The sequence below is a fragment of the Halomonas sp. TD01 genome (assembly GCF_923868895.1).
Taxonomy (GTDB): domain Bacteria; phylum Pseudomonadota; class Gammaproteobacteria; order Pseudomonadales; family Halomonadaceae; genus Vreelandella.
The window spans coordinates 3,271,890-3,292,112 of sequence record NZ_OV350343.1; the positions used below are offsets into that span (position 1 = coordinate 3,271,890).

The 20,223-nt window shown below is 53.1% G+C and carries 19 protein-coding genes; 18 read left to right on the forward strand and 1 reads right to left on the reverse strand.

Annotated features, from left to right (window positions below):
• From L1X57_RS14730 to L1X57_RS14810, 17 genes are all read left to right on the forward strand, one after another.
• Positions 1 to 411: a hypothetical protein gene (locus tag L1X57_RS14730; RefSeq protein ID WP_009724509.1), complete on the forward strand. Its 411-nt coding sequence runs from the start codon at positions 1 to 3 to the stop codon at positions 409 to 411.
• 21 nt (positions 412 to 432) lie between these two features.
• Positions 433 to 777 carry a hypothetical protein gene (locus L1X57_RS14735; protein ID WP_009724508.1) on the forward strand — a complete coding sequence of 115 codons (345 nt, stop codon included), beginning with the start codon at positions 433 to 435 and terminating at the stop codon, positions 775 to 777.
• Positions 778 to 935: 158 nt separating this feature from the next.
• Positions 936 to 1,505 carry a hypothetical protein gene (locus L1X57_RS14740; RefSeq protein ID WP_009724507.1) on the forward strand — a complete coding sequence of 190 codons (570 nt, stop codon included), beginning with the start codon at positions 936 to 938 and terminating at the stop codon, positions 1,503 to 1,505.
• Positions 1,506 to 1,513: 8 nt separating this feature from the next.
• A complete protein-coding gene (locus L1X57_RS14745; protein ID WP_009724506.1) occupies positions 1,514 to 2,623 on the forward strand; it encodes a hypothetical protein in 1,110 nt (369 codons plus the stop codon).
• Between the two features lie 60 nt (positions 2,624 to 2,683).
• Entirely contained in the window at positions 2,684 to 3,049 is a 366-nt protein-coding gene (gene avd, locus L1X57_RS14750; RefSeq protein ID WP_009724505.1) for a diversity-generating retroelement protein Avd, read from the forward strand.
• A gap of 22 nt (positions 3,050 to 3,071) precedes the next feature.
• Complete coding sequence (locus tag L1X57_RS14755) at positions 3,072 to 3,260, forward strand: hypothetical protein (RefSeq protein WP_009724504.1); 189 nt, start codon at positions 3,072 to 3,074, stop codon at positions 3,258 to 3,260.
• A 92-nt stretch (positions 3,261 to 3,352) separates the two neighbouring features.
• Complete coding sequence (locus L1X57_RS14760) at positions 3,353 to 4,417, forward strand: reverse transcriptase/maturase family protein (RefSeq protein WP_009724503.1); 1,065 nt, start codon at positions 3,353 to 3,355, stop codon at positions 4,415 to 4,417.
• Entirely contained in the window at positions 4,398 to 4,925 is a 528-nt protein-coding gene (locus L1X57_RS14765; RefSeq protein WP_009724502.1) for a hypothetical protein, read from the forward strand. Before L1X57_RS14760 ends, L1X57_RS14765 begins: the two co-directional genes overlap by 20 nt.
• A gap of 93 nt (positions 4,926 to 5,018) precedes the next feature.
• Positions 5,019 to 6,008, forward strand: a complete 990-nt coding sequence (locus L1X57_RS14770; protein WP_009724501.1) for a hypothetical protein — start codon at positions 5,019 to 5,021, stop codon at positions 6,006 to 6,008.
• A gap of 55 nt (positions 6,009 to 6,063) precedes the next feature.
• Positions 6,064 to 6,561, forward strand: coding sequence for a hypothetical protein (locus L1X57_RS14775; RefSeq protein ID WP_009724500.1), 498 nt, complete (start codon positions 6,064 to 6,066; stop codon positions 6,559 to 6,561).
• Positions 6,562 to 6,709: 148 nt separating this feature from the next.
• The gene (locus L1X57_RS14780) at positions 6,710 to 7,255 is read left to right on the forward strand and encodes a DUF4124 domain-containing protein (protein ID WP_009724499.1); all 546 of its coding nucleotides are present in this window, start codon (positions 6,710 to 6,712) and stop codon (positions 7,253 to 7,255) included.
• Between the two features lie 79 nt (positions 7,256 to 7,334).
• The gene (locus tag L1X57_RS14785; protein ID WP_234667779.1) at positions 7,335 to 10,175 is read left to right on the forward strand and encodes a phage tail tape measure protein; all 2,841 of its coding nucleotides are present in this window, start codon (positions 7,335 to 7,337) and stop codon (positions 10,173 to 10,175) included.
• Positions 10,176 to 10,196: 21 nt separating this feature from the next.
• Complete coding sequence (locus L1X57_RS14790; protein ID WP_009724497.1) at positions 10,197 to 10,541, forward strand: hypothetical protein; 345 nt, start codon at positions 10,197 to 10,199, stop codon at positions 10,539 to 10,541.
• A 1-nt stretch (position 10,542) separates the two neighbouring features.
• Positions 10,543 to 12,558, forward strand: a complete 2,016-nt coding sequence (locus L1X57_RS14795) for a collagen-binding protein (RefSeq protein ID WP_009724496.1) — start codon at positions 10,543 to 10,545, stop codon at positions 12,556 to 12,558.
• 12 nt (positions 12,559 to 12,570) lie between these two features.
• On the forward strand, positions 12,571 to 13,155 hold the full coding sequence (locus L1X57_RS14800; protein ID WP_009724495.1) for a hypothetical protein: 585 nt from the start codon (positions 12,571 to 12,573) through the stop codon (positions 13,153 to 13,155).
• Positions 13,148 to 14,755, forward strand: coding sequence for a hypothetical protein (locus L1X57_RS14805; protein ID WP_009724494.1), 1,608 nt, complete (start codon positions 13,148 to 13,150; stop codon positions 14,753 to 14,755). The genes L1X57_RS14800 and L1X57_RS14805 overlap by 8 nt, the downstream gene beginning before the upstream one ends.
• A gap of 559 nt (positions 14,756 to 15,314) precedes the next feature.
• A complete protein-coding gene (locus tag L1X57_RS14810) occupies positions 15,315 to 16,532 on the forward strand; it encodes an EAL and HDOD domain-containing protein (protein WP_009724493.1) in 1,218 nt (405 codons plus the stop codon).
• A 256-nt stretch (positions 16,533 to 16,788) separates the two neighbouring features.
• Here L1X57_RS14810 and L1X57_RS14815 read toward each other — a convergent pair whose 3' ends face one another.
• Positions 16,789 to 17,148: a hypothetical protein gene (locus tag L1X57_RS14815; protein ID WP_009724492.1), complete on the reverse strand. Its 360-nt coding sequence runs from the start codon at positions 17,146 to 17,148 to the stop codon at positions 16,789 to 16,791.
• A gap of 335 nt (positions 17,149 to 17,483) precedes the next feature.
• On the opposite strand from L1X57_RS14815, the gene L1X57_RS14820 reads away from it, so the two are divergent.
• Entirely contained in the window at positions 17,484 to 20,213 is a 2,730-nt protein-coding gene (locus L1X57_RS14820; protein ID WP_009724491.1) for an HAD-IC family P-type ATPase, read from the forward strand.
• Positions 20,214 to 20,223 lie beyond the last annotated feature (10 nt).

A 20,223-nucleotide genomic window follows, 5' to 3' on the forward strand; every position in this document is an offset into this window, starting at 1 on the left:
ATGACCCCAATACGTGAACAGATCATCGCAGCGCTGGCCGCGCGGCTGAACGCTGAGCGTGCCAACAGCATCATCGACACGCTACCCGCTCGCAGTATTTGGGACGGCAGTGACGGCAATGTGGAGCGTAACCGCTACGGCGGCGTGAACGTCACCACGGAAATCACTGTTGAAACCGTGCACCAAGCTGACCGCGACCACCGCCAGTGGAGTACGCAAGGCAACGCGATATTGGCCGAGCTAATTGCCATTGCAACAGGCACTGACCGAACGCTAGGCGGGCTGGCTGAAGATATGGCCTACGCGGGCGGTACGATTTATTACCCCGAAGAAGGCAGCGACATTATCGGCGTCGATCTGGTGCTAACAGTGCGCTGGTCGCACCGTATTGGCGACCCATATTCACAGTAAACACCGACAGGAGGGCGTGATGTGTCTCGCATCGACCTACAGCCCCAGCGGCTAGATATAAGCATGGTCCGGGGCGATAGCTTGCGCCTGATTGTGACGTTGACTGAGCAGGAAAGCGGCGCGCCGCTGGATTTAGCGGGCAAAGAGGTGGCTGCTGCTGTGCGAGCCACTGACCGAGCCGGCAGTGATGCAGTGCCGATGCAGGTCACGATTAGCGGCAGCGAGGTAGAGCTGTTCATGGCGCCTGACGCCACCCGCCAGCTAGGTGCGCGCAATCATTGGGATGTGTCGCTGGTGAGCGAGCAGGAAAGCCGCACCGTGTTAAGCGGCAATTTGAGCCTGAGTGCGGAGGTATCCAGTGGCTAACGTGGTGTATCGCATAACCGTGATTGTCCCGCCTAGCGCGGAAGTTAAGACCGTTTACGTTCCCGGTATTCAAGGCCCCCCAGGGCCACCAGGTAGCAGCGGCCCTAGTGGCGCAATGCAGTGGGCATCTACACAGTGGTAATAAGAGGAAAATAACCATGGCATCTTTAACCGTGTATCGCGAAACAGCGCTACCTGGCACGCTAACCGCCAACAGCATTTATTTTGTCGCCCCAGCATCCCGACCCGATTATGTCGAAATTTACGTCACCGGCAACGACCCTGCCACCGTGAAGCGCGTCATTGATGAAGAGGATGTTCAGGCGCTGATCGACGCCTCAATGGCCAGCGGTGGCGCCAATACATTAGAGATCGTCAACGATATAGCGGCCCGCGATGCGCTTGTGCTCGAAGGCAACACTTTGGTGCTAGTGTTAGACGCGTCAGCAGATGCGACCGTAGCAAGCGGCGCGGCAACCTACGCTTATCGACATAGCGATACCAGCTGGACAAAAATATCCGAAGCCGAATCGCTAGATATTAATTTCAACTGGTCGAGCCTTGCGGATAAACCTGTAAGCGCTGTTTCCGATATTGATGATGCAGTAACCAAGCGCCACGCCCACGCAAACAAAACCCAGCTCGATAAAATTGACGAAGATGCCAACGGCAACATGACTTACGGCGGCAGCCTGCCGGTCACCGCATGGGCGTCCAACAGCTGGTGAGGTGATGCATGGCAGAATTTAGAGCTGAAAAGGTAGTATCGACGCTGCCTAATGTGCTGGTACCCGATACCGTGTATTACGTGCGTACCGGCGAAGGGTTTGATATTTATGTGTCGGACGCAACAGGAGCGGTAGCGCATAAACAGAATAATGCCCCCGCCAGCGAGCTAGACGCCGAAGCCATTGACCAGGTCCGGTCAACGTTTCAGATTTACGTGCCAGACCCGCTGCGGCGCTCAGTCGAGTCGGCCAGCGGCGGCAAGTGCACGGTTGAGTACACCGCCAATAAGCAACCCTGTTTTATGCACGTTATCCCCAAGCTGCGCTGGGAAGACCTTATGCCTGGCCAAGAGCTTGGCACCGGTACCCATGAAGCATTTATTGAAAACGGCGTTGAGAAAAGCGAGCTGCTGGTGGGCATGTACATGGCGGCGGAAATCAATGGCGAGATGGTCAGCCAGCCCCGGACTACCGGGCGGCGATCCATCACTTGGGATCAATCAGTCTCAGCGGCGCAGGCCAGCGGCTTTGAGCTATTTGGCAGCTGGGAGTGGTCGGCTGTAGCGCTCTGGTGCATGGCAAACGGCTTTCAGCCTCGCGGCAACACGGATTTTGGCAAAAGCCATAGCCATCCGCATGAGCGCGGCGTTTATGACGCGGACTCTGTGAGCAACGAGTACACGCTGCTAGGTAGCGGCCCTAACACCTGGAGCCATAACAACTCCCCGAACGGCATCGCTGACTTGGTCGGCAATCGTTGGGAGTGGGTACGCGGCTTCAAGATGGTTGATGGGAGAATTCTATTAACTCCCGATAACGATCCAGCGTTAGCAGAAAACGCCTGGGTAGATACTGGCTGGGATATGCCTAGTAATCGGACGTGGTCAACGGTTGATAGCGCTGGCGCGCCCCAGTCGGTAAAGCGCGCGCTGATTGTCCCTAATGGCGTTTCAGATCCTGACGGCTATCTATACACGAACCTCAGCGGCGAGCGCTTCCCGCTCCGTGGCGGCTACCGCAGCACCGGTGCCTACGCTGGTTTGGCCGCGCTGTTTCTCATCATTGCGCGCTCCAGCTCGAATGCGTATCTCGGGCTGCGGCTCTCGCGTTTGGTCTAATCGGGCATCTGGATACCTGGGTTCTGTTTTCGCCGCGATAGCGGCGTTTAAGGTTTTTGCATGGAAGATTTGAAAATCAAGCTCAAGATTGAGCGCATGATTGTGTATGGGTATTCCGCGTTACGTCAGTTTCCCAAGAGCGAAAAGCACACGCTTGCAGCAGAAATACGCCAGTGCATGTACGAGCTGTTGCGGCTGGTGTTAACCACTAATCGTAGATACCACAAGAAAACTACCGCAAGCGCCGTCGACACCGAGCTTGATGTGCTTCGCTCGCTCATTCGAGTTAGCTATGAGCTGGGCTTTCTCCCCATCCGCAAATATCAAATATGGAGTGAGCACCTGTATGAAATCGGATGCATGATTGGTGGCTGGCTGAAGTGGATCGGCAGTAACCCGCCTACGCCGCAAGTGCAGGCCGATTAGTAAGAAAGGGCTATGTGTTGAATTGTCCCTCCGCTTCCCGATCCGTGGCGGCAACCGCAACAACGGTGCCAACGCTGGCTTGGCCGCGCTGAATCTCAACAATGCGCGCTCCAACTCGAATACGAATATCGGGCTGCGGCTCTCGCGCTTGATTTGGCCAGAAGATGGTGGCTCACGGGCTGCCATCCAGCGCCTTCAAACGGATGCATAGCCCTCGGCAGAGCCGAAAAAACGTAAGCGCCTTGCGTGTGGTACTAAGCGGAAGCCCGCAAGGCGCGCCTTTAACTACAGCAAGGAAGCAGCGTGACACGAACAGGCCACCTTTTTGAACGCTATGCAAATTTTGATGCATTACACACAGGGTATTTAAGCGCCCGAAAAGGGTGCCGCGATAGCCATGCCTGCATGCGGTTTGAGTTACGGCTTGAAGAGAACCTTATTGAGCTTCTTAACCACTTGCACTGGGGTAGCTATTCAACTGGCCCTTATAGACATTTCTATGTACACGAACCAAAGACGCGGCGAATCACAGCGCTAACGCAGTTTCGGGACCGTGTGCTGCAGCATGCCATGTATGCCGTGCTAGAGCCTATTTGGGAAAAGCGCTTCATATCGGACAGCTATGCATGTCGCGTGGGTAAAGGCACTCACCGCGCGGCGGATAAGGCCCAGGCCATGCTAGGCGAGTGTCTCCGGAGTCACGGTAAGGTTTATGTGCTGAAGGCAGACATCGCGAAGTATTTCGCTAGCATCGATCACGTAATAGCCAAGAGCCTACTAAATCGTGCAATTAAGTGTCCGCGAACAATTCTGCTGCTAGAAGCGATGATCGATACTTATCACGAGCCAGGAAAGACAGGGAAAGGCATGCCGATAGGCAACTTAATTAGCCAGCTGCTAGCTAACGTCTATCTGGATGCACTTGATCAGCATGTAAAGTGCCGGCTAAGCGAGCGATGGTATTGTCGGTATATGGATGATTGGCTGATTATCGGGCCGGATAAGCAACACTTGCATAAAAGGCGCATCGAGCTGGACTGGTGGCTCGCAGAGCATCTGGCGCTGGAAACTAACCATAAAACCAGCGTTTTTCCAGTAAGCCCAGCAAATGGCCGAGGCTTGGATTTCGTTGGTTACCACATGTGGCCGCACAAGCGACGACTACGCAAAGGAAGCATGAAGCGATTTAAGCGCCGCGTGAATCGGCTTCGTCAGCAATACTCAGCCGGCGATGTCGACGTGCGTGACGTGCAGATGCAGATTAGTTCGTGGTTAGCCCATGCTAGTCACGCTAACGCTGAGGGATTTGTGCGCTCGGTTATTTATGATCAGCCTTGGGAGCGACAGAATGCCGCTATTTGTGATTGAGCCTATTGATACTCAAAACGGCGAGCGCCAGACAGAGCCGCAGGGTGCGCAATCGCTCGGGCACGCCGCCGGGGTGCGCTGGTACAAAGCCGACGCTATTCCGACGGAAGGGCGCGCGCCTACTACTGATGAGATGACAGCCGCCAATCTTGAGTTGCCCGCCATCCGCAACCTTAAAGCGTCAGCACGTCGAAAGATAGAAGCTGAGGTGGGTGATCTGCATGAGGTCGTGGCAGATCAGGCAAAGCAGATCGAAGCACTCACCGTGATGCTTTGCCACTTATCCGCGGAATATCTTGGCGGCAAAGTGATGAGCGAAGTTGCTAAAACGACCTATCTAGCGCGCGTGCAAAAAGTGCTGAGTGCGATCGATAGCGGCGCGTTACAGCTGCGGGGTGATCTGGAGGGTACTGACGACATGCTAGAGAAAACGCTTTACCGCACTAATCGCATTAATGAGATCGTAGGTAGCGATTACCTGCCTCAGAGGGAAAGCTTGCTTAATTAAGCGCGAGCGAAGAGCACTGCTATGCCCGCCATTGCGCGGGCTTTTTCTTGCCCGTTCGCCGGGCTTTTGATAACGCACTACAGGAGAGCGCCCGTGGCGATCACTGAAAACCCCAAACTAGAGTACGAGTCCGGCCAGTCTTTTAATGATTGGGAGCACATGAGCGACACCGGCGACGCCATGGTGTTTGAAGCCACGTTTGCGCCATGGAGCGCCCGCGCGGGGTTTGATGCCTCTGTGCGCCCATGGGGCCTGGCAACAGGCGGCCAGATTCGCGCAGGCAGCGGTAACGACAATGTGACCGTATCAGCGCTTAGCGCCTACATGCCCACGGCAGTGGCGGCTGAGGCTGACGGCGTGGTCAATGTCGCAAGCGGCGATGTGTCTGTTTCACGCGCGGCGACCGCCACGCACATGATCACGAGCATTACCGTTGATGCGAGCGGTGCACTGGAGGCGATTTCAGGCACCGAGGGCAGCGCATTTACCGAGCAGCGCGGTGAAGCCGGTGGCCCGCCCTTCATCCCCGTAGAAAGCATCGAGATCGGCCAAGTACGTGTGAACGGTGCCGATGCTGCGCCTGTCTCTGACACTCAGATCATGCAAGTGGTCGGCTTGCATCAGGAGCGCTACGACAGCCCTGTGTTCGAGGCGGACCCCGCTACCGGCGAGGTGCATTTTGCAGCAGAGCTGCCACGCATTCACACAGGAAGCGTGACCAAGAAAGTGTCAGTTCGTGGCTACACACCAATCTTTGCCGAGATCCCGCGTGCCAGCGACTGGGTGCCGGCGGAAACTTCACACTCAACCACGTCAACCGAGATTTACAACGGCACGCTGGGCAGTGTTTCCCGCTCGCTGGGCCAGGCATCGTTTACCTACTACGGCGAAGGCAACGCTAACGACCCGCTTGTACGGCTGAAAAACCAGCGTCTCTGGTTCCGCTGGTACCAGGATCGCAACCGCTCGCCGTTCTCGCTAACGCAGGGCATTTTGGGTATTGGACGCACATACCCAGCGGGTGATCACGTCAACATCGCGTGCACGGTCTCTGCTGAGCAAGAAACCGCAGATTTTGAGTAACCGCTAATTGCCACAGCCCTGGCATAAACGGTCAGGGCTGTGGCTGGAGAACGCTATGGAATTTGATGCGAACCGCTTCGCCAGCGCTGCATTCAAGCGCCGCGAAGAAGATGTGCCAGTAAAGGATTTGCGCGACTGGTTCAAGGGCACCAAAAAAGACGAAGTGCCCGTATGGCGGGTGCGTGGCCTGACTGGCGAAGAGTTGGCACGTGTAAACGAGGCCCAAGCGCGCAATCGCAACAAGAACGCCGTGATTGATGCGCTCAGCTCTGACAAGCAAGAGAAGATGACCGACGCTATCCGGGAGTTGATCGGGACCGGCAGCAGCGTCCCCGACGATCTTGCGCGGCGTATTGAGATGCTGACCATTGCCAGCGTTGCGCCCGAATGCTCGCACCAGGTCGCCGTTAAACTAGCCGAGGCGTTTCCGGTAGAGTTTTACGAACTGACCAACAAAATCACCACGCTGACAGGGCTGGGAAGCGAAGCGGGAAAGCCCAAGCGCTCTTCAGGCAGCCTAGCATCCAGCTCGCCCTCCAGCTCTGCGACTTGAAGGGCGAATTCCTGTTTCGCGTCAGGCCCGACCTATTCCCACTAGCTATGCTGACTGACCTTGAGTGCGACCTATGGGGCCTGTACTTCGAGCAGCGCAATCGTAAATAATGCTACGCTAAGCGAAATGAGTCGGCGAGGCGGAAGCGATGCGTAGAGCAATATGGGCAGTATGGTTTTTGGTGGCGTCATTGCCGACAGTGGCGCAGGATCAAATTTATAAATGCATCGACGGCGCTGATCATGTGACGTATCAGAGCTTACCTTGCCCACTTGGCTCGGTTCATGTGCCTATGGGATCAGCTGCCGTTTCTGACATGGACTCTACTGCTGTTCAGCAGGCGGGTAGAGTCGCCAGAATTCAGGAATTACAAAGGCAGCAGACTGCGCTTGAGCGTCAACTTGAGCAGAGTAGGCAACGCCTGCAGTCAGCCAATTCTTCAACTAGTAGCTACCAGGAGCGGTTGGACGCCAGGAATGCTGATGTCCGAGCGCGAGCCAGCGGCGTAGTGCCAACCGGATCAACGGTCACGCAGGCCATCAATATGATGGGGCGGCCAGATAATCGCCGCGCCTACTCTATTGGTGGGCAGAATTGCGAGGAGCTAACCTGGCGAAACAGAGAGGGCTGGATCTCAGGTTCTGCCCGTGCCTGCGATGGCAAGATCACTTATTTCAGTAATCGCGGTAACTAGCCAGCTTGGCAGCTCCCGCTTAACTTTCCCATTAACCCGCTCCGGCGGGTTTTTTATTGCCCGTTTTTAGAGGTGCCTTATGGCCGATTTAGAACAAACCGTTGCCATTATCTTTGAAGGCGTCGATAGAATGGGCTCGGGTGTCGATAGCGCTACTAAACGAATGAATAGTATCGTGGGTGCCGCCCAAGGCGTGGTTGACCCAATAGCTAACGCGACTGCGGGCCTATTGAAGTTCGAGGCCGCGTTGCTTGGTAGTGGCGTTGCCGTAACTGGTTTGGCTATTAAGCTGGCTGGCGACTTTGATGCACAGTTTAGAGAAATCAGTACGCTGATCGACGCGCCTGCTGATGACCTTGATAGGTTTAGAGAATCAGTGCTGGCGTATGGTGCTCAAAGCACCAACTCAATCGAGAGAGTGAACGGTGCGGTTTACAATGCCATATCGGCGGGCGTTGACTACACGCAATCTCTTGATGCGGTGAATACTGCTGAGCAGCTATCTGTTGCAGGTAAGGCAGATTTAGGCGACGCATTAACGACCCTGGTTTCATCGCTAAACGCCTACGGCCTAGGTATGGATCAGGCGTCCACCTTTAGCGACCAGCTTTTCACAACTGTTAAAAACGGGCAGACCACCATCCCAGAGCTAGGCGGGTCGCTGGCTCAGGTAACCGGCCTGGCTGCTACCGCTGGCGTGAGCTTTGGAGAGCTACTGGCAGGCATCGCCACGCTGACAGCTACCGGCTCTGGCACGAGCGAATCAATCACACAGATCCGCGCTGCAATCTCTGCCTTGATTAATCCTGCGAGCGCTGCAAGAACGCTGGCCGAGGAGCTAGGGCTAGAGTTCAGTGCCACAGCACTAGAGAGTGAGGGCCTTAGAGCCGTATTAAACAATGTGGCAGAGGCGACAGGCGGAAACACCGAGCAGATAGCACAGCTATTCGGAAGCGTTGAAGCGCTGAACGGGGTGCTGACGCTGACAGGCTTGGGCGCTGAGTCGTTTGCTCAAAACATTGATGCCATGGGCAATAGCGCTGGCGCAACTGAAGAAGCCTACAACAAGATGGCTGGCACGGTTGAGCAGGGAAATCAGCGCATCTCGAACGCTTTTACCGCTACCTTGATTGCGATCGGCGATCCTTTGCTTGATGAATTTGGCGGTATACAGCAGGCCATTGCCAGTATTTTTAGCAGTATTGGTGTCAGTGTTAGCAATGGTCAGCTCCAGCAGTTCGTGGGCCTGATTGAAGGGGTAATGCAGTCCCTAGAGCAGGGCCTAAAAGATGTGGCGGCTAATCTACCCGCCGCGCTTGAAACTGAAGGCGTGTTTGATGGTTTCGTTAACGGCTTCGAAGTTGTGCGCGATGCGATTGGCAGCCTGTTTGATGGCGCTGACGTTACCACCGTGGAAGGCCTCGCCAGCGTTATCGCTACGCTTGGTTCTGGTGTTCAGCTTCTTGGGGAGTTTACTGCCGAGACTATAACCACTATCGGCCCGTTTCTTGAGAAATTAACTGAACTGGCTAAGTGGGTAACCGAACTAGACCCCAAAATAGCCCAATTCGCAGGCACTATTGGAGGGTTAAGCCTAGTAATTTCACCCGTGTTAAGCGCACTAGCGTTATTTACCAGCGCTATCGCGCTATTAGGCGGTTCTAGCGGTGCCGTCGTCGTGGCCACAAGAGCATTAGGCGGCATGGTCACCATGCTAGGTCGATTTGCTGGCCCCGCGGGGGCCACCTTCTTGGCGATTCAGGGGCTTGCCGAGCTAAAAAGCACGCTGGAAGAGTTCGATGATTTTAAGTTCAATTTCTCTGATGAGCTGGTCGAAGAGCTAGAAAAAACTTCTGGCGCGCAGCGGGTCACGACGGAAGCCGGGCTTTTTAGTATTCAAAAGCTGGCAGAGGGTTACGTTGCCCTGTCAGACCGCTTTGGCTGGGGTGATAAAGCTGAGGCGGATTTTACCCAGCTTTCTGACGCCGCCATTGATGCTGCTATCAAAGTGGCAGAGTCTGCTAGCCGGATAGGCGGCGAAAGCACTGACGATATTAAGCTGATCAGCGATGCCGCAATACAGGCTGCCGTTGCGGTTGCTACTGCCAGCAACGAGATGCGCGCAGGCCTTGAGCGCGTAGAAGCCCCTTTCTTTGATCAGCTGGACGAGCTTCCCGAGTCGTTATCGAGAGTTAGAGAGGTTTTCGAGAAGGATGGGCGAGGGGTCATTGTCAGTGCAGAAGCGGTTGGTAAGGCGCTGCGTGGCATTCAAGATGCCTACGACTCAGGCGAGATCGATGAAGCCAAATACAACGAATTAAGAAACGCGCTACTCAGGCTAAGAGATAGCTCCAACGACGCAGCCAAAGGCCAGGAGGTGCTGGCTGGCGAGGCTCTAAGTAGTGAAGACGCAATACTAAAGGCTCGAAAAGCCGTCCTAGAGCAAACGCTGGCGCTAGAACAGCTGGCAAGTAACGAGCGTATCAAAAACATCGAATTCTCGGTTGATTTCCAAGTGGCGAAAATGGAAACCGAGGCAAAGCGGGTCGAGTCGATCCTAAACGCTACAAGCGCGACCATCACAAGCACAGCAGAAGCCGCCGCTAGCATGTTTGACACGCTGGGCGGCGGAAGCCTTAGCGGCAGCGACCGCTTCCGAGCGCGAGACGCCATTGATCAGCAGCTAAAAGTTCAAGAGCAAGCCGCAGAGCAGCAGGGCCGGCTGATTGATGCGCAGATTGAAAGCCTGACTGCTAAAACAAAAGCGCTGCAGAACGGCGAAGGGCTAATCAAGATCGAAAGCGATGGATTAGAACCCGCGCTTGAAATGTTCATGTGGCAAGTCCTCGAAAAAATTCAACTGCGCGCAAATGCCGAAAGCGCTGAGTTCCTGCTGGGCATTAACAGCACCGCACCCTGATACCTGAAAGTGAGACACAGTATGTACCTAATAGGATTAGCTGCGCGGAGCTATGACCCGCTTGGCGCTTTGCTGTTGCCGCACCGAGAAGGCACGTCGATGGGTGACTTAAGCCGCCGGGTGAGTCGTGTGCGCACGCTAGATGGTGGCGTGGCGGTAACGAATCGCGGGCACAGTCCAGGCGATCGAACCCTAACAATCTCGCTTTCTGGCTTGCCCATGGCTGTAGTTGATCGCGCCCGCCGTCTTGTGCGTCTGCACGCCAGTATCACGGTGTCGATGCCTGATGGCTGCTTTATCGGCGTGCCAAGCGAATACGTGGAGAACAGACAGCTGCTTACCATCCTAGTTACCGAGGAAGCCTAATATGTACTTTGGCCACATTAACAACTTTAAGGCATTGCTTGCAGCGCCTGTCACTGCATCGGGCACCACGATAGAGCTGAAGTCTGGAGCTGACAAAATTGCGGAAGTGCTTGAGCGAGACTCGCGCGTAGCGCTAACACTGTTTGCTTCTGACGGTAGAGGCGGCGACCTAAAAAGGGAAGTAGTGCATGCAACGGAAGTTAATGGCGCTGCTGTAACCGTGATCAGGGGGCAGGAGGGTACTGAAGCCAAAGAGTTTTTCACAGACGAGGGCGTTGAAGCCAGGCTGACAGCAAAGGGGCTGGATGACTTCGCCCATGACGATATTGTAATAATTGGCAGCTCGTCAGTTCTTCAAGGTCAGGCTGGAGTGGCAATTGGCAAAGATGTGATTCTTGGTAGAGAGAACGGCGTCACCGAGCAACTAGGGACCAGTATTGCGATTGGTCTAAGGGCTACCATACGCGCGCTTAACTCGATCGCTGTGGGCGAGGATGCAACGGTTGATGTTAGCGGAGGGCTTAGCGGAGTAGGCGATGCTCTTGCACTTGGTCGCGCATCTAGGGTCACTTTTCAGAAATCAATGGCTATAGGACTTCGTGCAGAGTGCAATAGTACCGACTCGGTTGCGATGGGTACTGACGCAAAAACAAGTGGCGCCGGATCCCTGGCTCTTGGCTCTCAAGCCGAAACGGAGTTTGCTCAGTTTTCTGTTGCCTTGGGCCATATGGCAAAAGCCAGTCAAAACGCCGCAGTGGCGGTGGGTGATCAGGCAAAAGCAGAGAGCCAAGAAGCCATCGCCTTAGGCCTGTTTTCTACCACTCGGGGGCATAAGTCAGTTTCAATTGGTTCGGAATCACTAGTTGACGTTCCGGGGCATATTCAGACTGATGTGCTCAACGGTCGCGCTGTGGCTGTGGGTGAGCGCAGTACCGTAACTGCTGAGGGCGGTGTCGCTGTCGGCAGTGACGCGCGCGCAAATGGCACCGCGGCACTTGCTGTTGGGCGCGCGACCCGAGCTACTGGCGATCACAGCATTGCCGTTGGCAGTGGCGCGAACACGGCGTCCTTTGAGGCAATTGCGATAGGCAGGGGGGCTAGCTGTGGCAACGTTAAGTCTGTAGCGCTAGGAGTCGGGGCCAGTGCTTTCGGTTCGTCTGATGTCTGTGTTGGTGAAAACTCCAACACGGCAGGCCCGGGGGCTACCGCAATTGGAAGCGGCGCGGCGGCGCGCGCTAACGGTGCGTCCTCTTTTGGGCAATATTCCTATAGCGACTCGCAAAACGCCACGGCTTTGGGCGTTAACTCTTCAGCAATGGCCAACTTTTCTTTATCGCTCGGCGCTTCGAGCGGAGCGTTTGGGGCTGCTAGCAGCGCCCTATCTCCGGCAGCGGTAACTCTGCAAGAGGGAAGTGTGGCCATAGGTCTGGCGGCTGTTTCAACGCTGGCGGGCGGACGCAAGAGCAACGCACTGCCGTACCTCTCTTTTGAGCCGTTTCCAACTCCTCAGCCACTAATCGATGAGGGGCTAATACCGTCTGGCGTGCCTTACAAGCAGCTCGTTGAGGCAGCTGGTGGTGCAGCTATACCCGATGCCCTGGGGCTTGTTAGCGAGCAAATAGTTTTGGGCAGTGATCTCATAGACCTGACAGACGGTGCGGCATCGACGCAAATCTATCTGCCTCCTCGCGCAATGTTTTTTGTAGACGCATTTGATGTTGTTGTTGTGAGCGCAATAAGCGCTGGCGGCTCGCCTAGTATTCAGATAGGCCCCGACTCGCTGAGCGAAAGCGCCTACCTCACGCCATCTGCAGTGACCAAGACGGCAGCTGGCGGTAGGCAGGTCTTTTCGCCTGCAGTGCAAGATGGCGTCACCTCTCTCCGTGTTTCAGTCGCGAATGCTGGCACCGGCACACTGTCAGTAAAGGTGATCGCGCGCGGCTATGTCATGGAGATGGAAGCGCTTGATCAGAGTGCGATCGGCGGTGGTGGAGGCGGTGGTGGCGATATAGTTTAAAGGAGGTTTAAGGTGCTAAACGCTCAACAGATAAACGTCCTGACACTCAACAGCCCGCAGCCACTTCTATCTAGTCTATTTAACCCGATAGAGCGAACAGAGGTCTATCTGCTCGACATCGGGATTCATCGGGTGCCGATGTCATCATTTCAGGCGACGATGCGGCGGCAAGGGAAATCCTTTCTGCAGGTTATTGTGCCAAATGGGGATGAGTCGTTATCAGCGCTGCAGTATGGCTCCATGATGCGCGTGCAATTGGGGTATTACTACCCAAGCAACGACGAGTTTGATGGTTTAGAGGTTATTGCACAGGTTCCGCTGGAGATTATCAGAAGCGATCAAGGCCCAACGCGAAACACATTGTCGCTGTCTGGGTACGGTGATGTCGAGCAGGGCGCATCAATCACGCGCTCCCTAATAGGCGTTAGCACTCGATCGATAAACCAAGGCGTTCGACGTGTCCGCTGTAGCGTCGATTTGCTGCTAAGGCCTGGCGATACCGCGATTGATCAAGATGGCTCAGAGTTTGTTGTTGATCAGATCCAGTATTTCGTAAACGCAAACAGTGCAGCTATGGAGGTAACCGAAGGTGGGTAAAGCTCGCATACTGGAAGACCTGGGCGAAGGCCGCTACACAATTGAAATCATTGAGTCGCGGGAGCGTGCAGAAATTGCAAAGCAGCAAGCAGGGGCGCGAGCGCTAAGACTGGAAATAGAGATCATAGATCTTACTAACCAGATCTATCAGGCTCAGCTTGCAGTAGATGCCGCGGCTGATTTGCAAAACCAAGCCATCACCCAGTATCAGCAAGAGATTGCCAGCGATGGGGAGTCAGGCGTAAATCTGAGTGAGTTTTCAGAAGCGCTACTTCGTGCAGCGGGTAAGCGTGACGCACTTAGAGCAGAGCGCCGCGCAAAAGAAGCGCTAAAGGCCTCCGATGAGGCGTTAATTGCCCGCGTCAATCGCTTGCCGCCATTACGGCAAATTCAGGCGTGGTGTGCTGACTATACCGAAGAGCTAGAAGGCGAGGTGGCCACGGCTGAGGTGCCTGGGGAAATTGGCAACGTCATTATCAAGCCTGGGTTTGATGGCGGCGAGGATAGCCCGCTAAAAGGAAATTTGTGGTCAGCAGAAACGGATGGCGTTATTCAGCCTGCTTTATCCGGCACACCTGCTGGAGTATTTTACAATCTAGCTATGATGCCCGGCTGGCAAAAGTGGCGGCCTACGTATCGCGTGGCCACCATTACTGCGCTAGACGGTGACGCTTGCACCATCGTCCTTGATTTCGCCACCAGCAGCCAGCAGCAGCTGCCGGTAAATGAACGCAGTCAGTACGAAAGCGTACCCATTCTCTACATGGACTGCAACGGCGTAGCCTTTGAAGAAGGCGATCGTGTGCTAGCCGCCTTTGCTGGCAATGTTGATGGACCCACCGTGGTAGGGTTTGAATCAGAGCCAAGATCATGCGGCATTAGTTTCGACCTGCAGCACTTTTCGAACTGGAACGGCTACTCCTATCAATTCCGCACCACTGACAATGGATTCGATAATCCTGACTTCGACGCAGGGGTTGGTGAGAACTGGCCAGATCTAGACGACAGTATCACCTGGGTTGAAAACGGGGAACCCGGCACGCTGGCGTATTACTTTGTCAGCTCAAAAGAAATAATTGCCTTCAAGATGCGTCTTTACTCGTTCAGCCCTTCAGCAATGATGACACTTGCGTTTTATGAGTGTGATGCGAACAGGGTGCCGATCGCGTTGGTTTATAGCCTACAGAAAGAAACGAGCACAATTTATCTAGATGAGCAGCTTGACCTGCCGGTGACTTTCAAGAGCGATACCATTTATATGGTCGCTGCTATCAGCACTTATCGGTACTACCCAGCTGTTATCGAGTTTTTTCCAGCCTGCATTCCTGACGCGCATTTTTCCGCTAGCCAATTCGTGGAAAGCTATCCGTTTATTGACATCATTCTGCCCCCTGGCGGCGGGCTTTATGGATACTCGGGTAAGTGGCGCGCAAGTGCGATTAACAGTTTAGTGGGGCAGCTACCTGATACTACCTATAAGCTTTCCATTTCAGCCTCGTCATTCCCACCTGATGCTGGCGACTATAGCGGACTCATTAACATCATGCCGTTTGCGATTAACCCGAAGAGCGACCCAGTCCCATATGAGTCTTATGGTTAGCCTTGCATTCACAGCCAAGGCGACTGAAAACTACCGTGTAACCTGTTGATATTTATAGAGCGTATTAGCCGTATTGGCTGGCGCTAAAATGCTATGTTATCTATTTTTAATCAATAGCTTACTGAGATAGTCGCGTGAAAATGGGGTTGCAAAGGTCGCAGGTTCGAATCCTGTCACTCCGACCAAACAGACAAAACGGTCACTTAGCTATTACAGCGGTGGCCGTTTTTTTGGTTTTAAATCTTCCTTCCACACTAGTACTCATTAGCATAAGTCGCCATCAGCTTAATCGGTGAAAGCTAGCCTATGATCTGCTCTCTGCGTTGACTTGGTAAGTCCGTCGTCTAGAGTTTGCCCGTTTTGAGATGACCTGTGCTGCACCCTCTGCTGAGCGGTGTGGGGGGGTTGTAAGGTTTTTTATTCTAAATGATCGAGGTTGTTCAGCTAGTGCTCATTAGTTAATCAATATGGCATGCTAAATAAAACTAATTAAGGTACATTACCGCTATTTAAGTAGACTTGCGTATAGGGATTGCTAGTCGAATGTAATGGAGATGTTATGGCTGAACAAACGTCGCTTGCGACGCTTATGGCAACCCAACCTATTTTTGATCGTCACCAAAAAATGGTTGCTGCTGAGCTACTATATCGAAGCGACGATAATCGTAGCGTTTTTGATGTTGGTGAAAAACAGGCGACCACTGAGCTGCTTTATAACCTCGGCACCGGTATCACAGAGCAGATTAGTCATTTTCAAACACTGGTGTTTATTAATGTGTCGGCAGATTTTCTTATGTCGCGAGCATTTTTGCCTGTGCCGCCTGAAAACGTAGTCATCGAACTCGTTGAGCGCATAGAGCCGACGCAAGCGCTTGTCGAAAGTGTGCGTCATTGGTATCAGCAAGGGTTTCGCTTTGCGCTGGATGATTTTGAATTTAAGCCCAGTTGGCACTCTCTTTTAGATTACGCTTCCTACATTAAAGTTGATACTTTAGGCGCTAATCCGCAGGAAGTTTTAAGAAAAAAAGATGCCCTTTCTCATTATCCGGTTGCATGGCTTGCCGAGCGCGTTGAAACCAAAGAAGAGTATGAAATCTACTACGATGCGGGTTTTGAGCTATTCCAAGGTTATTATTTTGCTAAACCGTCTATTATTTATGGCAAAGTGTTACCCCCGTCTTCGCTACAGTTCACACGAATTTTGAGTGCGCTATCCAATCAAAATGTAGGTATTAGTGAACTTGCTGAGATGGTGTCTGCAGATCCCAACCTCGCCTTTAAGCTACTTAAAATTGCCAATAGCCCGCTCTATCGTGGCCATTTGCCGGTCGAAAGCGTGCATGATGTAATTTCTCGTCTTGGGTTAGACTATCTTCGTCGCTGGATGCTGATTTTCGGTGTGTTGAAAGACAGTACGCGAGAACATGCTGAGTTAATTCTTACTCGTGCTCATTTGTGCGAGCTACTGACAAAAGCGCATCAAGTTCGAGGCAGCCGAGGAGCTGATGCCTATTTGGTGGGGCTGATGTCGGGCGTCGACTTACTGCTTAAGATTGATCCATCGACATTTATCGAGTCAGTTAACGTCAGTAAAGCGATTGCTGACGCAGTTGTGAATGAAACAGGCATTCTTGGCAAGCAGCTTAAATTGGCACGCAAGATTGAGCGGTGTGTGATGTTAAAGCATATGGATGTATTGGAGCCGTCTTGGCTGGAGCTATATTGCCAAGCGCGTAGGCATGCGGTTGAGGTTGTAAAGCTTTCGGAAACACTATGATTATCTGGCCAAGCCGGTGACGTGAGCTTAGCTATTTGGCGGTGACCGTTTTCTGGAGTGGTAAGCAGAAAGCGTCTTATCTGTAGCCACGTAGCTTTGGCCTCATAGGTAAGATCTTAAAGTTCTGGTCTTAAAGTTCTAGCCTCCTAATAACCCCTAAGTGAGATGTCATGCTGAGGCCATCAGCAAGTAAATTGGCGAAGCCTAGAACATAAGCGCCATCAGTGGTCAGACACCTGCGCAAAAAGCCACAGAATCAGAGCTCGCACCAAATTCGCTCGCGTAAGTCCTCGCTGAGTTCCGATACCTTGCGCATGCGGTTAAAAGTGGCCTCTGTCATGTCTCCTGCGATGCTGTGGTAGCAAGCTGCCATTGATGCTGGGGTTTGAGGTCCTTCAAAACCGAGCATGCAGCAGGTTAGCTTGCTGTAGATGGGGGCCACGGTTGAAATGAAATCAAGCTCATACCGAAGTGCTTCGTTAACAGTTTCTAGCCAGACGCGTTGCAGCTTTGCGGCCGAATGTGTGGCTTCCACCCAAGGCTGATGCCAAAGAACCAGTATCGTATCCTTGTTGGTTGTATTCGCTGTCAGGTTGGGAAACATTAACGTTGTCATTGTATTGGTTCCTTATGTGCAGTTAGGAGTCGAACCCTGTTAGGAATAGCATAGTCGCGCCCGGAATAAAGGTTGTCATTAGTAGCTGCTTCTTTGACGCTGATCATATTTTTACTAACTACGAGAAGGTTTAGCTCTTTAGTTTGATTCTTACGACCTATTCCAAAAATTAACGGATCAAAATAGCTAATTAAATGCTGAGCGACGCTACTTAGCCTGGGTGGCGTGGCGTTTTTTGCGTTGCATCATTTCCTTGTTACTTTATGGATAACAGTAGTACTGCAGCGCAGCAACCTGCTGTAAGCTGACAATATATTTAACAAGGGAGCTTATGGATGGAAAACCCTCAAACACCTGCCAAGTCATCGCGAGAGTGGCATAGTGCCTCGATAGATCAAGTGCTTGAGTGGCAGGGTGTTACTGCCGACGGCCTATCTACCACTGAGGCTCAAGCGCGTATAGAGCGCTATGGTCCGAATCGTCTTCAGCAGGCCCAGGGGCGACCTTGGTATCGACGTTTACTAGATCAGCTCAATAATATTTTAATTCTTATTCTGCTGGTTGCTGCTGTTGCCAGTTTCCTGCTTGGGCATGTAATAGACTCTGCGGCCATTGTGGGAGTGGTGGCCGTGATTGCGCTGATTGGTTTTATCCAGGAAGGAAAAGCTGAACAGGCACTTGATAGCATCCGTAACATGCTGTCTCCCCAGGCCAACGTCTTACGAGACGGTAAGCGCACCACAATTCCTGCCGAAGCGTTAGTGCCTGGGGATATCGTGCTAGTAGAGAGCGGTGACCGGATACCAGCGGACGTGCGATTGATTGAAGCGCGACGTTTTCGCACTGAAGAGGCGGCTTTAACAGGAGAGTCGGTTCCTGTGGAGAAGCAGGCTGGCCCTGTTAATGCAGATACGGATCTTGCTGAGCGCAGCAGTATGGCGTTCGCCAGCACGATCGTGGTGCAAGGCAATGCCCGTGGTTTGGTAGTTGAAACGGGGCGTCACACTGAAATCGGTAAAATTTCAGAACTTCTGCGTGGTGTGGAAAAAATTAAAACGCCGCTGCTTCAGCAGCTTGATCGAGCGGGCAGGGTGCTCGCAGTTTTTATCTTAGCTGCGGCAGCCATTACCGCGTTGTTAGGTACGTTACTTCACGATCAGCCCGCTGCGGATATGTTCATGGCTGCTGTTGGGCTGGCGGTAGCCGCTATTCCCGAAGGGCTACCCGCCATTGTCACCATAGGGCTCGCGCTTGGCGTGCAAAGCATGGCGAAGCGCAACGCGATTATTCGCCGGCTTCCTGCAGTAGAAACGTTGGGCTCTATCTCGACTATTTTTTCCGATAAAACGGGCACGCTGACGCGCAATGAAATGACAGCTCAAGCGATTTGGCTGGGTGACGAGCAATTTATCATCGATGGCATTGGGTTTGCGCCCAAAGGTGCTTTTTATCGACTGCACGCCAGCGGTGAACCAGAGTCGGAACGTGTCGATGTGTCTAGCACTCTTCCGTTAAGCGATTTCTTGCGTGCGGGCGTATTGTGTAACGACACAGAGCTACATCAGCAGGCGGGGCAGTATCAGATTTACGGTGACCCAACAGAGGGCGCGTTGGTGGTTGCCGGGGAAAAAGCAGGGCTTAGTACGTCGGAGGTGCGCCAACAGTTTCCGCGGCTTGATGCGATTCCTTTCGAGTCAGATTTTAAGTATATGGCCACGCTGCATGCAGAAGCTGACGGTCAGCGTGTCTTTGTAAAGGGAGCGCCTGATCGCTTGATAGAAATGTGCGATAGCGTTGCTACCAAGCAAGGCGCTATCGACATTGATCGTAATGAGTGGGAAAACCGTATTCACGAACTTTCCTCGCAGGGTTTACGCGTGCTGGCCATTGCGGATAAACCAGCTTCGGCTATTGATGAGCTTGATCATCACCATATTGATGGCGGGTTGCGCTTATTGGGAATTATTGGCTTGCTAGACCCGCCAAGAGAAGAGGCGATTGAGGCGGTTAAGCGTTGCCAACAAGCGGGTATTCGTCCCGTTATGATTACCGGTGATCATGCTTCAACAGCGCTGGCTATTGCCAAACAGCTGGGGTTTGCGCAAACCCAGAAAGCGCTTACTGGGCGAGAAATTGAAGCGATGTCCGATGCAGCGTTAGAAGACATCATTTTAGATATTGATGTCTTTGCTCGAGCATCACCCGAGCACAAACTGCGTTTAGTTAAGGCGATGCAGGCGCGGGGCGGCGTTTGTTCCATGACCGGGGATGGGGTCAATGATGGTCCCGCCTTAAAGCGTGCTGATGTCGGCGTTGCGATGGGCGTGCAGGGGACTGAGGCAGCGAAAGATGCTTCTGAAATGGTGTTGGCAGATGATAACTTCGCAACAATCGTCAGTGCTATTGAAGAAGGCCGCAAAGTCTACGATAACATCCGTAAAACGATTACCTTTATTCTACCCACTAACGGCGCTCAGGGCTTGGCCATCATGCTGGCGGTGCTATCTGGCTCGGTGCTGCCGGTAACGCCGCTTCAGGCCCTTTGGGTAAACATGGTGGTGGCGATTACTTTAGGGTTAGCACTAGCGTTTGAAACGGGCGAAAAAGACTTGATGGCTCGCCAGCCAAGAGACCCTAAAGCACCGCTGCTTGATCTGTTTTTATTGTGGCGGGTGATTTTTGTTTCTGTACTGCTGCTTGTTGGCGTCTTCGGAATGTTTTCTTGGATACTCAACCAAGGCGGCAACGAAGCATTAGCGCGTGCAGGGGCGGTCAATATGCTGGTCACTGGCAGTGCCGCTTATTTAATCAATAGCCGCTTTTTAATCAACAGTACGCTGTCGTTTGCCGGTGTTTTTGGCAGCCGGCCGGTATGGATTGCTATCATGATGGTGATGCTGCTCCAAATGGCGTTTACTTATCTGCCCTTTATGCAGCTTATCTTTGGTAGCGAAGGCTTAAGCGCTGTGCATTGGCTAGCCATCATTTTAAGTAGCGGGATGATTTACCTATTAATTGAGGCGGAGAAAATGGGGTGGCGCATGCTCAAGGCCAAGCAGAAATAAGCCAATACCT